Source organism: Pseudomonas sp. 51_B (assembly GCF_017491595.1).
In the GTDB taxonomy this organism is placed as follows: Bacteria; Pseudomonadota; Gammaproteobacteria; order Pseudomonadales; family Pseudomonadaceae; genus Aquipseudomonas; species Aquipseudomonas promysalinigenes.
The window spans coordinates 49431-62906 of record NZ_JAFGYW010000005.1; the positions used below are offsets into that span (position 1 = coordinate 49431).

At 62.1% G+C, this 13476-nt stretch carries 13 protein-coding genes and 1 pseudogene; all 14 read right to left on the reverse strand.

The features are described 5' to 3' along the window. Nucleotides 1-172: 172 nt before the first annotated feature. Nucleotides 173-3553: pseudogene (locus J5M56_RS26735) on the reverse strand (host specificity protein J); the annotation flags it as partial. A 56-nt stretch (nucleotides 3554-3609) separates the two neighbouring features. Further along, nucleotides 3610-4197, reverse strand: a complete 588-nt coding sequence (locus J5M56_RS08145) for a tail assembly protein (protein WP_207936363.1) — start codon at nucleotides 4195-4197, stop codon at nucleotides 3610-3612. Between the two features lie 50 nt (nucleotides 4198-4247). Further along, entirely contained in the window at nucleotides 4248-4592 is a 345-nt protein-coding gene (locus tag J5M56_RS08150; protein ID WP_207936364.1) for a hypothetical protein, read from the reverse strand. A gap of 34 nt (nucleotides 4593-4626) precedes the next feature. Continuing rightward, nucleotides 4627-5382 carry a C40 family peptidase gene (locus J5M56_RS08155; RefSeq protein WP_207936365.1) on the reverse strand — a complete coding sequence of 252 codons (756 nt, stop codon included), beginning with the start codon at nucleotides 5380-5382 and terminating at the stop codon, nucleotides 4627-4629. 2 nt (nucleotides 5383-5384) lie between these two features. Further along, nucleotides 5385-6134 (reverse strand): phage minor tail protein L, encoded by a 750-nt coding sequence (locus J5M56_RS08160; protein ID WP_207936366.1) that lies wholly within the window; start codon nucleotides 6132-6134, stop codon nucleotides 5385-5387. 9 nt (nucleotides 6135-6143) lie between these two features. After that, nucleotides 6144-6482 carry a phage tail protein gene (locus J5M56_RS08165; protein WP_207936367.1) on the reverse strand — a complete coding sequence of 113 codons (339 nt, stop codon included), beginning with the start codon at nucleotides 6480-6482 and terminating at the stop codon, nucleotides 6144-6146. Beyond that, entirely contained in the window at nucleotides 6482-9940 is a 3459-nt protein-coding gene (locus J5M56_RS08170) for a phage tail tape measure protein (RefSeq protein ID WP_207936368.1), read from the reverse strand. The genes J5M56_RS08165 and J5M56_RS08170 overlap by 1 nt, the downstream gene beginning before the upstream one ends. A gap of 3 nt (nucleotides 9941-9943) precedes the next feature. Then, on the reverse strand, nucleotides 9944-10195 hold the full coding sequence (locus J5M56_RS08175) for a DUF1799 domain-containing protein (RefSeq protein ID WP_207936573.1): 252 nt from the start codon (nucleotides 10193-10195) through the stop codon (nucleotides 9944-9946). A gap of 62 nt (nucleotides 10196-10257) precedes the next feature. Continuing rightward, nucleotides 10258-10641, reverse strand: coding sequence for a phage tail assembly chaperone (locus J5M56_RS08180; RefSeq protein WP_207936370.1), 384 nt, complete (start codon nucleotides 10639-10641; stop codon nucleotides 10258-10260). 9 nt (nucleotides 10642-10650) lie between these two features. Further along, complete coding sequence (locus J5M56_RS08185; protein WP_207936372.1) at nucleotides 10651-11310, reverse strand: phage tail protein; 660 nt, start codon at nucleotides 11308-11310, stop codon at nucleotides 10651-10653. Nucleotides 11311-11377: 67 nt separating this feature from the next. Continuing rightward, nucleotides 11378-11893: a hypothetical protein gene (locus J5M56_RS08190; protein ID WP_207936374.1), complete on the reverse strand. Its 516-nt coding sequence runs from the start codon at nucleotides 11891-11893 to the stop codon at nucleotides 11378-11380. Nucleotides 11894-11997: 104 nt separating this feature from the next. After that, nucleotides 11998-12411 (reverse strand): phage tail terminator-like protein, encoded by a 414-nt coding sequence (locus J5M56_RS08195; protein ID WP_207936376.1) that lies wholly within the window; start codon nucleotides 12409-12411, stop codon nucleotides 11998-12000. Then, complete coding sequence (locus tag J5M56_RS08200) at nucleotides 12408-13082, reverse strand: hypothetical protein (protein WP_207936378.1); 675 nt, start codon at nucleotides 13080-13082, stop codon at nucleotides 12408-12410. Before J5M56_RS08200 ends, J5M56_RS08195 begins: the two co-directional genes overlap by 4 nt. A gap of 1 nt (nucleotide 13083) precedes the next feature. After that, nucleotides 13084-13476, reverse strand: coding sequence for a hypothetical protein (locus J5M56_RS08205; RefSeq protein ID WP_207936380.1), 393 nt, complete (start codon nucleotides 13474-13476; stop codon nucleotides 13084-13086).

Below are 13476 nucleotides of genomic sequence, written 5' to 3' on the forward strand. Positions count from 1 at the left end.
CTGCTGCGGCGGCGGCATCCGTTGCAACTTTGTCCGTTACGGCAACCCATGCCGAGCCGTTCCAGCGCTTCGGCGTGTTGGCGTTGCTGGTGGTGTCGATCCAGAGGTTCTGGGTCAGACGATCCGCCACTGCCGGCGCGGTCGACTGGTACAGCACCTTACCCTTGGTGCCAGCGGCGTCAGCTGCGGCTTGGGCTGCTTGCTGCGCGGCGGAGACGTTCTGATTGGTGGTGGTCAGGCTGTTATTCAGGCCTGTGATGGCCTGGCCCTGGGACGACAGCGCACCTTCGGCATCTGTCACGCGCGTGGTCAAGCCCTGCACCACAGAAGCGTCCGCTTTGGTCTGAGCAACAGCCAGGGCGTTGGCCGCAGCTGCAGCCGCATCGGTGGCCACCTTGTCGGTAACCGCGACCCAGGCCGAACCATTCCAGCGTTTCGGGGTGTTAGCATTGCCCGTGGTATCGATCCAAAGGTTTTGCGCCAGGCGATCAACTGCTGCCGGCGCCGCAGACTGAACAATAACCTTGCCCTTGCCACCGGCCAGCGCTGCCGCGTCCTGGGCGGCCTGCTGTGCTGCAGTGACGTTTCCGTTGGTAGTGGTCAGGCTCGACTGCAAGCCAGTGATTTGCTGGGCTTGTGCCGAGGATGTGCCTTCAAGGTTTTGGACTTTGGTCTCGACCGTCTGCACGCGTGCGGCCATGCCGTTGGCTGTCTGCACTGCCTGGCCGATGTCGGTCCAGTAAGTGGCATTCGGCGGCGGATTGCCCGCCGGCACGTCGATTTTGGCCTGGTAAAGACGGCCATCCTCGCCTAATACGCTCTGGCCAGCTGTGTAGGCCTGGTCGGATTTATAGGGCATCGAGTCAGCCAGATCGCCAATCGTGTCGATTTGCTGCTGGAGCTCGTTCTGCACCTCATTGACGTGGTTATTCACGTCGCTGAGTTGCTGGTCCAGTTCGCTGCGCACCTCGCCAAGACGGTCGTTCACTGAGCCCGGCCCGTCACCGTCGATAAGGTCGATCTTCTCGGTAAGCGCCTGCCCAAGGTGACTTTCAAGGATCTCGCCTGCAATCTGGTCAAGGATCGGCCCGGCATCTGAACTGGACTCCCCAGTGACATAAGAGCCTTCAGTAGGGAAGAACGGCCCCAAGTTGCCCGTGCGATCCACCAGGCGCGCCCAGAAGTAAAAGCGCTGCCCGGCGCGCAGACCTTGCATGACATACTCGTTCTGCGGGTAGGCCAGGTCGGCCAGCTTGGTGGCCGCGCCAAGATCCGAACCCTCGCTGTACCATAGCTCTGTCCGCTGAGTGTCCTCCGCGCCAGCTGGAAAGCCCCAGCTGATGCCGATGCCGAAGATCAAGCTTTCGGTGGTGAGATGCGTTACCGACGGGGGCAAGCCTTCCTTGCCGTTCAGTTGGGTCAGGTCCGAGCTTTTCCAGATCGAGGTTATATCGAACGCACTCACCGCGCGTACTCGGGCTAGATAAGCGCCAGCGTAGATACCGACGACGTCTACGGAAGCCGCACCTGTGCGCTGCAGGCGAACCCAGTTGCCGTTGTCCTTGCGCCACTCCACATCGTAAGCAACGGCACCCTCCACTGCCGGCCAGGCGATGGTCATGGTGCTGACCGCGATGCCTTGGTCGACCATGTGCGCCGATGACAGGGTTACGCTGGCCGGCGGCAGCACGGTGGTCACCGGAATTACGCTGATCGGTCGTTCGTCCAGCTTGGCGCCGGTGTCGATAGCCGCAAACTTACTCGGATTGAATTCGAGCGCAGTGATCTCGTACTCGCCATCCTGAGTGCGCACAGTCTTGAGGACGCGGAATAGTTGGACTGCCAGATCGTCATAGTCGATCGCCCATTGCAGCTCAGGCTCAGGCTGCACGCTGTACGCGGCGGTCACCGTCACTGCACGCCGGGCAACCGACTGCACGGTGCGCGCCTGAGCCGTTCCATTCGGCAGATTCAAGATCAAGCGGTCGCCAGCCTTGATCGGTGTGTCACGGTCCAGGGTCACAACGCGTCCGGCGGCGGCCGCGATACGGCCACCATTTGGGCGACCGGCCACCAGTTCATCAGCCACAGGGATGACATAGCCAGGCAGCGGGATGCGGCCCTCGATGCCGGTCTTGAACGTTACGGTACGATCCTGACTATTGCTCAGTAGCGCCCATTTGCCGCGGCGCTGAGCCTCGGACGCACGGGTGCAGCCTATGGCTGAGATTTCCACTGGACGGTCCCGGTACCGACGCTGGAGTGCATTGTCGGTCACAGGAATGACGTCGGTGTCGTAGTTGTTGGCAGGGTTGTCATAGCTGACGAGAGCCCGGCTGTAGTGGGTATTGCGTTCAGCACCGCCGTACACGAACTCGCCGTCGATGACGTTGGCCCGCGTGAACACGTAGTCAATGTCCTGCGCGCGCGGCATGTCCGCCTGCATGAACAGCGAACCGTGTGCCCAATACACCATGCCCCGGTAGATGGCAGACAGATCGCGCAGCAGGGTCCATGCTTCAGCGCGACCCTGCAGATTCATATCGCAAAGGAAGCGTGGCTCTTGGCCGCCGACACCATTCGGCACCTGCTGGTCGCAATACTGGGCAATGCGGTACATCTCCCACTTGTCGACCATCCACGACTTGATGCGCTTGCCCAGGCCGAAGCGATCCTCCACACACACGCCATAAGTGACGAACGCAGGATTGTTGGTCCAAGCCTGCTTGAAAGTGCCGTCCCATACGCCGGTGTAGGTACGCGCAATAGGATCGTAGTTGGTCGGTACCGGCCAGCGCTTAGCTTTGCACTTAACGGTCACTGCCGGGACGCTCTGAAACTGCTGGGCATCAAACTCGATATAGAGCAGCGCGGTATTTGGGTACCGCAGCTTTTGGTCGATGATCTCGGTATAGCCGGCAATCGTCATCGTGTCAGCCACCGTACCGCTATTAGCGTTCGGGGTGATCCGCCGCACGCGCAGCATCCACCCGGAGGTTGCTTTGGGCAGGTTCACACGCACCGAGCGCTGATAGCCGTTGGTGGTCTTGCCGTCCACGGCGCCAAGGTGTGCCTCGACGTAGGCGCCGCCGTCGGTGGCGATATCGATCGCGTAATCGATGCGGTAGCCGTTGGTATTGCCGCTGCTATCCTGCTGCGCCAGGCGCGGCCAGGACATGCGAACGCGCACGGCCGAAAGCTGCGTGTTGCTCAGCGCCCGAGTGAACGGGTTGTCGCTGCGCAGCTCGACATTCACGGTGGTTTCATTCTCAACCGAAGGAATACCCTGGATGTATTCTTGCTCGACGGAGCCTGGGCGCCACTCCCAATTAACGCCCGGAAAATTCACGTTGCCGCTGGCATCCATGATGGGTGTGTTGTCGAAGTAGATGTCGCGGTCGGTCGGCACGCCGTCGAACTCGCCCTCGCCAACAGCTAACAGAACCTTAGCGATGTTCGTCGACTGCAGGCTGTCAGGGGCCTCGACAGGGGTTTTCGGCTTGCTGCTGCCTCCCTTGGCGCCAGTGATATCAACGTGATCTGCTGGGCCCATGGTTTCCTCCGGGCAAAAAAATGCCGCCCGTGGGCGGCTTGTTCGCTGAATCGGCCCTAGGCCTTGTCCTGCGCCTCAAGCGACGCTGAAATGATCGCCCCACCCCACCGTCGTTCGCCGATGCAGATAGGGACGGGGTTGCCGCTGGCAGTGGTGTTTTTGGCTGAGCCAAATGCGTAACTCGGCAGATTTTCCGGCGCGGCACTCTGAGACAGACCCTTAGCTTGGGGGCTGAGCATCTGAACTACTCCGCCCAGCGTCATAGAAAGTCCAGCGTAAAATGCGGATGGGCCCAACCATATGGCAGACACCATCAAAGCGATACCGATGATGGTCTGAAGAATACCGCCGCGCTTGCTGCCATGAATAACCGGCACAATACGAACCTCCCGAGTGCCTCGGAGATTCATTTCATCTAGGCCAATGTTCTTTCGATTACGGAAGATGGCGAAGCGCAACCCCAGCCCATCGAGTCGCCTGACTTCCTCCTCGAATCCTTCTAGCGTGGCTTTCAGAGCCTTGAAAGCCTCCCAGGTCTCACCGCTGTCAAGCTGTCGACGATGCGTTCGCCCGAACTTCTGAGCCAAAGATCCCGATAGTTTGATAATGGTCATTGGTTGATAGCTGGCCGCTGTAGCTGCCATGATTCCTCCAGGCATTAAAAAACCGCCCGTAGGCGGTTTGTGGTGTGCGATCAAATACATGACCTGACGGCGCGCTCCACAGCGGAACGACCCGGCATGGCCGACCATGGCATGCGCTGTCGAAGAGTGATCGAGCTGCCGGCAGGCGTCCTGGTGATATCAAGAAGCTCGTCTGCCATGCTGCCATTCGATACCCACAGGCGGTAGCCGCTTTCGGTCTCCACCATAGAAGACTCCGTTCTGGCGGCCTGCCACTTAGGGAATACGCATAAAGCATACTGCTTTGGATCTTTCTTCGTCACCGCGCTAATCGAAGGATCGTTTCCTTCCAAATCTGCGGTTGTCACACACCCCGCCAGCAACGCCAGACCCATGGTTGCCATCAGAATTCGCATGTGATTCCCTCCGTTGAAAATCGGGAATGTACCATCACTTCGCATCGCGATGACGCAACACAAGGCGCGTCCGGTCGAGCCAGGGCCCGCCGAACACAACGATTTCTGATGGCCGCCCCAGCAGGTGGTGCAGCATGAACGGACCAGGTCCGAAGACCTCCGCCGCTTCCTCCGGCAGCCGAGCGTCAGCGCCCAGGTAGATGCCGGCGTGGTTCGGGTGAGCTGTGCGCCCCACTGCCATGACGATCATGTCGCCGCGCTGGGGCTGGCTGACCTGGTAGAAGCCGGCAGCCTCGTAAGCCTGCTCATACAGACTCGGGCCGTCAGCTTTCTCCCACCACCCCTCCTCCCGGACATACGACGGAAAATTCAGCCCCCACTCGCGCTGGTACCAGTCCGCGCAGACCTGCCAGCAGTCCCAAGCGCCATGCACGAACGGTCGGCCAAGCAGCGGCGTGTAGCCGGTGGGCGTGATGGAGCGCAGGTCGCCTTCCGGCCACGACAGAATGTGCCACGGCAGTCCAGTGGCCTCGCACATGGCTAGGTCACGAGGTGACGGCCTGCTGGTGGCATCTGGATGCGAGTGCACAATACCGATCACCTCGCCCTGCTCTTCGGCCGCAGCATACTGCTCGGGCGAGATGCGGAATTCCTCTGTAGCGTCGGTAGCCGTGTTCTCACACGGGAAGTACCGCTGGCCCCGCCCCACGGAGATGAGCAGCCCGCAACACTCCCGCGGGTATTCCGCCGCAGCGTGCGTTTGCACGGCGGCAATGATGTGCTTGCGCATGATCAACTCCGTGCAATTAGGGAAACGGCAGGGAACCCGCCGAAGGGCATCTGGTTGCCCTGGCCGAAGCGAACAGTACAGCCTGAGTCGAGACAGCCGTTGCATTGGTCCTTGGCCGGGTCGTCCGTGGGGTTGCCGTCCAGGTCGTAGTAAGGGCCGGTATATCCGCAGTTCGGACCACGGTATCCGGCAGTCATTGCCCAGTGGCATAGCTGGGTCATCTGCCGGCCGACCGTCTCCCCGCCCACGTCGCCAGGGCTTGCCAGCTCCCATGAAACCGTCGTGCCGTGCTCGGACACTTTCTGGTCGATGTACCAGACCTCGATGGCTTCCTCCGTCGGATCGGCCTCTGGATTGCCTGCCGGGAAATTCACCGCATCCAGGTACCGTGCCATCGTGTGGCGCATGGTCAGCTTGAACTCGAGCAGGTTGTCGAAGGCCAGGCACAGGGCTGTAATCCGGCCGTTGACGTTACCCACCGTGAGGGTGGGGCGCACGGCGGTACCGTCCGAGTTCGCTTCTATGCCCTCGATCTGCATGGGCCAGGCGCCATACTCATTGCCCTTCCACCAGATCGACTTGGCCGGCAGCTGGTCCGCGTTCGCGCCAGCGGCTGCGAGCTCCTCGGGAGTGTGCGGTATTGCGTGCCCATGAAACCGCAGCGTGTCTGCCCCAAAGTCCGAGCCGTCAAGCTCAAACAGCAGGACCTCGCTGCCAGGCTCCAAGGTCTGGATGTCCTTGATCAGTGACATGCGAATTCCTTACGGGTGGAAAGCCCGCGCGAAGGTTGCGGAGACCTTAAACCGCCCGCCACCCACAGGAGTGGGCTTCGGATCAGCACAGGTAAACAGCCCCAAATCACCGAGCGGCGTGGACCACAGAAAGGCCTTGGCGCCGCCGTGCCGGTCAAAAAACTCCATGATCTTGCGGACCTGGGCCTTTGTGCCGGTTACGGTGATCGGATAGCTGTCCTCTTTGTTGTTGGGGCCATCACCCACTACCTGCCGGTACCCGCCACCAAACTTGGATTCGCGGACCCGGTAGGTGATATCTGGCGTTTCTCCGCGCTGGGTTTGCCAAGTGAACGTTTCGGTGGCCATCAGCCTCTCCTGTTGATTGCGCGCCAGATCGAACCACCCTGCCGTAGCCCAGCGGCGATGGCCTTCTCGACTTCCGTCTTGGTGGCAGCCTGGATGCCCTGTCCGACTGCAGCCATGTCCTGAGGCGACTGAACCGCTGAGGATGACTGCCCAGACGCATCGACCTGAACCGATACCGGGAAACTGTACGAAGCCCCACCACTCGTGCTGGAGATCTGGCGGGGTACCGCCGTCGGCGTCACCAACCCGCCATCTGCGTAGCCGCGACTGTTCAGGGTTTGCAGGTAATCGAGCATTCCTGGTTGGCTGACAACTTCGCGACGCAGTACGAACTCGCCGGCATGGACAATGCCGGCAGGTTCATATTTGCCACCATCTCCTGTGTAGCCGCCGTCAGAGAATCCATACGCGGACGAGTACCCGGCCTGGGATGCTCCCAGGTTGGACGACACCGCGCCTGAAGACCCAGCCTCCATGCCGTTGCCGGTGCCGCCGCCGAAATAGGCAGAGGCCGCAGTGGCGCCCCAGCTAACTAAGCTACCCAGTAGGCCAGAAGCAGCCTGCTGTGTTGCAATGCGAGCCATATCGGCCAGCACCGACTTGGTGAAGTCGGCGAACGAGAACTTGCCCGTCATGGCGAAGTTCACGACGGCGTCCTCCATCGAGCTGAAGGCGTTGGTGAACAGGGATCTTGTCTGCCCGGCGACATCCCGGGCCTGCTCCAGGTAGTTCTGGAAGGCCGACGACGCACCCTTCCGCCAGTCGCCCTGGGCAGCCGTCATCTGCTCGTAGTTGGCGATGGTGGTTTCCTGCAAGTCCTTCTCGGTCTTGCCCAGCGCCGCCAGCTTCTGGGTGTACTCATCGAGGCTCATGCCGCGGGAGCCGTCACCGTACTGGTTGGCCAGGTCCAACCGCTGCTGGTTCATTCGATCGGTGATGCCGTTCTGCTGATCCTGCAAGCCGCGCTGTCGATCGCCGAGCCCAAGGCCGTCAGCGGAACGCTGCCCCTGCAGCCTGAGCGCCAGGACCTGCTGGTCGAGGGCATCGGTGTAGGTCTGCACGGCCCTGGCCTGTTTGACCAGCCGGCCTTGCTCATTGGTCGCCAGCACCGAAAGCTCGGTATCGGCGTCCTTCTGCGCCTTCACCATGGCGGCCCGTGCGTCGGCGATCTTCTGGTCGAGCTGGATTCGCTGCTGGACGCTGGTGCTACTCCGCCCCTTGGCATCCTCCAGCGCCTTGATCTCTGCCTCGTAGGCGTTAGTGACCTCGGCCTTTTGCTGCTGGAGGATTGCGGCCCGCTGGGCTGCGTACGACTCTTGCGAGATCAGGCCGGCCTTCTGTGCCGCGTCCAGCTCCTTCTGGTGGTTCTTGTACTCGGCCAGAATGGCGCTCAGCGCGTTCTTCTGATCGTTGAACCCGGAGAGGTCGACTGACGTGGTACGCCCAGCAGGATCCTTGAACTGCTTGGCGATGTCGGCTTGCACCCGAGTGATGTTCTCGGGCTTGAGGCGCTCATCGTTCGGATTGACCTTGCGAATCGCGTCCAGAGACTTGTTGTACTCCTTCAGCGCATCGGCACGCTTCTCGGCGTTGGTCCTGGCGGACTTCTCCAGGGCGTCGATCTTGCCGATGGCCACAATGGCCGCCTGCTGCCGCTGGGCATCCAGCTCTTGAGCCCTCGCAATGGCTTGCTGCGTGTCTCGCTGCTGGATGAGAGCTTTGAGCTCAAGGTTGGCGTCGGTCAGCTTCTTCTGCGCTGCGGTGTCGTCAGGATCACCGTTCACCGCACTCTGCGCCGCCGCCAGGCGCTGCTGCGTCTCGACGATACGACTTGCGATGTCCTGGTCGCGGCCAATGTTTTTGACCGAGTCTACGGTGGCAGCAACCTCGCCCCGCAGGGCTTTCCAACCGCGCTCCCAGATCGACAGGTTCTCGGTGACCTCCTTGCTGCGGTTTTTGATGGTATCGACGTAGGTGTCGGTGAGAAGTTTGGCGGCCCCGATGGTGTCGCCCTGCTCCTTCAAGGCAACGATCTGCGAGTAGGTCGATGCGGTGAGGAAGTTGTACTGCTCATTGAGGTCCTTGGCTGCGGCAACCGGGTCCTTGCCGATTTTCACGAACTCGGCGACGGTCTCCTCGACTGCCTTGCCGGTCGCCGACCGCCACTCCAGGGCTGCCTCGGTGATTTCGACGAAGCTTTCAGAGGCGATCTTGCCGCTACCGGCCAGCTGGGTGAGGACTTCAGCCGCGGCGCCAGTGGTACCGACGGTCGCCGCGACCTGGCGCGCCATTCCCGACATCTGATCCGCCGTTGTACCGGCGGCGTTACCGGTCTTGATCAGCTCCTTCTGGAAACCGACCGCCTCCTCGCTGCCCGAATAGTAGGCGTAGCCGAGCACGGCCATTGCAGCGGCCGCGGCGGTGAACGGGTTCACCAGGCCCAGGACGTAACCGCCGAGGGCCTTTACGGCCGGGCCAACGCCGCCGAACATGTCCTTGAGCTGCCCGCCCTGCTGCAACAGCACGGTGAGCGGCGCCTGGCCGCCCTGCAGGGACACCACGATGTCGGTGAACTGCGCCGGCACGCCGCGCAAAGCCGCAGCCGTGGCCTTGGCCGACATGCCGGTTTTGTTCAGCGCAGTATCGGCGCCGCCCAGCGCAGTGCGCGCCTGGTCGATCTTGGTCTGGTACTCCCCGAACGTCTCCGCATCGAGCGCGCCACTGGTGCGGAAGCCCTTCAGCTTCTGCTCCATCTGGTCCAGCCGGCCCATTGCCGCGACTGTCGGGTCGATCTTACCCAGCAGCTCCTCAAGGGCTTGGCCTTCGTCCCGATGCGCGCCAGCGGCCTTCTTCGCCGCCTCAGCCTGACGCTCCTCCGTGGCGATGAGGGCCTGGGCCCGGCTGTTGATGGCTGCCTGGCGGCTGGCACTGTCGGACAGCACGGCATTCGCCTGGGCGGTGACCTCGGCGCTCTGCTCGGTTGCCCGGTTGAGCGATTGAACGTACTGGCTGGCCTCAAGCGAGGCCTTGGCCACGGCCAGAATCCTGGCCTGTTGCTCATCAGCGGACTCAGCGGCACGGCGGCCAGCCTGGGCACCGGCATCCGTGGCAGTAGTCAGCGCCTGCTGGACTTGTCCGGCCTGCGCAGCCTCAGTCCGGAACGCCCCCATGTTGGCGGCGGCGCTGCTGAACGCCGTGGAAGCGCTGGTAACGGCGCGCCCCACGGTGGCCATCTGCTGGGCCAACTCGGTCTGCTTGGCGTTGAGGGCCTGCAGCTCCTGCACAATCTGCCGGGTATCACCCTGCAGGCTGCCCAGCGCAGTTTCCCAGGCGCGACCAGTTCGCCCAGCCGACTCCTCGCTTCGCTTGCCGGCGTCCGTCAGCTGGTCGAGGTTATCCTTGGCCTCGACGGCATCACCGGAGTCGATCTGAAGACCGAGAGAGGCAATGGTGGTCATGATCTACTCCATCGATTCGGCCATGACGGCCAAGGCCTCAACCTCCATCACGCGGAGATCGGGAAAAATATCGGGAAGGTCGCGGCGCTTGATGCCCAACATTGCGGCTGTTGTCGGAATGACCGTGTAATCCAGCCCGGACGGGCCACCGGGGCCAACCCGCCATTGCGTGCCCATTGCGTCGAATAGGCGGAAGGCGGACCAGGCATCCGGCCACACCTCCACTTCATTCTCTGCAATGTCAGCCAGGGTCAGGCCTAGAGCCGCCAACTGCTCAGCCGAGGGACCCTGCTCATAGCACGCCCGAGCGGCCGCCCTCAGTTTCCCAGGCGGGCCGGGCTGTAGGCAGCCTGGAAGGCGTCGATGACGGCCTTTGGCGCCCCGGTACAGGTACGGACCAACTCGAGGATCGCGCCCTTGCTGAACTTGTCCTCCAGGTCCCACCCGGTGACGATTTCGTCCAGTTGCTCAGCCTGCAAAGCGATCTCGCCGGCGGTCACTTCTTTCCAGGTCGCGTTATCGGCCTTGGCCTTCTCTGCCCAGGCTTCGCGCGCGTTGTTCCAGCGATCAAACATGCCGGCCAGCGTTACCCGGTCCATGTAGCGGAACTCGAACTCTACCGGCACCGACTCTCCACCGATTCGAGGCACTTGCACCTCGGCGGTAAACGTCGGGTTCTGTGCGATTTTGATCTTCGCCATGGGATTTCCTTAGGCAGCAGCCAAATAGCGAACCGGACGGCCCGAGAGCGCGATGCTGATGGTTCGGGTCATGAGGTTGTTGCGCTCCATGGTCGGGGTGGTGGTGATGCTCACATAACCCGGATAGAGGATCTGGTCGCCGTTTGGCAGCTTGAGGCGGACGACCGTCAGCTCTTTGCTGTCGCCGTAGGCCTCAACTAGACCAACGTAGGCAGCCGCAGGCTGATCTTCAACAGTGATCGACAAGGTAATAGGGTTGCGGTTGGTGGGGAACTGGCGATCGTCATCGTCCTCGAGGTACCCGACAGTAAGGTACTGCTGTTCACCGCCGGAAGAGGTGAAAGCGGTCACTTTCGAGATCTGAGCCCAGCTGGTTACCGGGATTACAGAGCCGACGCCTGCGCCGGCCGTGTACTTGTCCGTGTTTGTGGTATCGAGGCCTGCCATCGAGAACTTGTCGGTGGCGACATTGGCCGCGCGAACGGCACGGTCATTGATCAGCGACCAGCCCGAACTCACCACCAGCACATCACCGTTCTTGATGGAGTGGCCGGCGGCGGTCGCCACCGGAGGTGCAGCGTTGGTCAGGGCAGTGAAGGCAACGGCAGTAGCGAGTACGCTGGCGATTTCCAGCACAGAGCCGTTCGGCAGCGGGAAGCGTGCGGCCATGGTGTTTTCCTCTTGGGTAGAAACGACGAAGCCCGCACAGGGCGGGCTTTCGTTCGTCAGGGTGGTGTCAGTGAAGTGGTAGCGATGGCTGTAGCTGTGAGGCCAGATCGCTCAATTTTGCTTCTAGCGGCGGCTTCTGGCGCTGCCACTGGCGCAGGCCCTTCCCGCACAAGCTGGCGACCGCCTGCTTGCCACTGTACTCGAGCAACGTGCGCTGGAACTCGGCGTTGAGCGTTTCGCCCTGTCGAACCTGCTCGTCCAGCACATCAAGAACGGCTCGGCGAAACTGCTTGGCACGCTCAGTTCGAGCAAACATGCCGAGCAGGTGAGCACCGCGAAGGCTGAATACGCGCACTTCCTGCTCGCCGCCCCTGGTTTTCATCTTGACCAGTGCGGTCATAGTCGGAGTGAACTCATCTACATGGCGCCGATAGAGGTCGCGCACACGGGTTTCAAAGGGGGTCGCATTTCCATCACCCCCTTTTCCGTAAAGAGCGGTCGCCACCTCGGCAAGCGTAAGGCACGGCTGCCCGCCATGATCAATCACGCTCATCTCGGTGTCGCCAATAATCAGTTTGTCCACGGTGTATCCCCTGCAATAGCCCTGGAAATAGGTCGGCCACAGCAACGCCCCAGGGAAGGCGCTTTCGGGTGCCCCCTAGCTGTGGCCTGAAGAGCGTTCTGGTGTTACTGGTCCGCGACGCCGCGGTAGGTGAAGCTGGTCGGGACCGTGTAGGTCGCCGACTCGGTGAGGGTTGGGCCTTGGTCCAATGGTTCGGTCACCAGGCCCTCAAAGCCGCTGCGGCTGAGCGCCGAGTCCACCCTGAAGAGGCTCGAAAGCTCACCGACCAGGCTCTCGGCGGTAGCCAGAGGCTGGCCAGCCGGGCAAACAATGCTCACCTGGTAGACGCCGGTATACTCGTATGCATCGCTACCCAGGTAGCGGCAGGTAGTGCCCGCCGGCAGTTGGAAAGCCTGCAGGTAGGTTTCGTCGGGCCCGGCCTCGAAACCCTGCTCGAAGTTTGCGACCCGGATCGGGCGCGCCGTGGCCCAGGCCATCAGCTTGATCTCGATGGCCTGGCGGGCTCGTGCATGGCTCATACGCTGTTGTTCCTGATGGCTTCGTCGACGATGCGCTGGAAGTTGGCCAGGGTCACCCGGACCATGCCGCTGGGCGCCTGGGTAGAGTGTCCGTACTCCAAAGGCACGGCATATGGCAGGTTGTTCACGATGTAGGCCGTCTGGCCGATGGTCAGCGCCTGCACCTGGCTCAGCAACGCAGCAATCGTCTCACTGCCGGATGGGTCGATACGGTCAAGCTCTTCAGTAGCGGGCGAGTCGATGGAGAACTGCCAGTTACCCCGGAACCGCCCGCCGACGTAACCTTGACCGGCGACCAGGCCATTGGTGGCGAAATTCTGCTCCCGCTCGGTCTTCGTCAGGGGCTTGGCGTACTTCACGCCCTTGCGCAGCTTGCCGGCCTTTGTGAAGTTGTCCTGGTTCAGGTTGATCAGGGTGTTGCGTACCGCGACCTTGAAGTCGTAGTCATCGGCTGCCCTGGTGGCCTTGGCCCGGTGCGCCACGTTGGCCGCCCACAACTCCGGGTTGCCGACCGGCGACATGCGGATAACGCTGCTACCGATCTCGATCACGATCTCGCGGAAGGTGGCGTCCAGGGCTTGCTCAGCCTGCTCGGCGAACACCCGTATGGCCTCCGCGAATCCACCCTGCTGCCCGCCGTACCGCTGGGCCATGTGTGAGCCGCGCGCCATGTCACCTCCTCAGCTGAATCGTCCAAGTCGCCTGGGCTGGGTCCTCGGAAACGTTGAGTACGCGGTAGCCGCTCACCTGGTCGCCGATCTTGGGCGCCGCCGGGACATCGGTGACGGCACCGGCTTGGCCCTCGAAAAGCTCGTTCTGGAGTACCAGCAGCTTCACATCCTCGGTCTGGATGCGTGAGCCGTCGATCTCCTTGGCCAGATAGCTCCCAAAGACACCACGACCCGTGTAGTGAAGCGTGGATGCCGGCGCCGTGCCGCCGATGGCAGGGTCGTAGCCGCCCTTGATGGAGCGCACTCCTTCCACTAGCCGGACTGCATTGGCAAGGCCGTCTGGGTCGTCAAAGGCCTCAGCCAATTCCGCTTGGATTTCTTCACGCATGCCCAT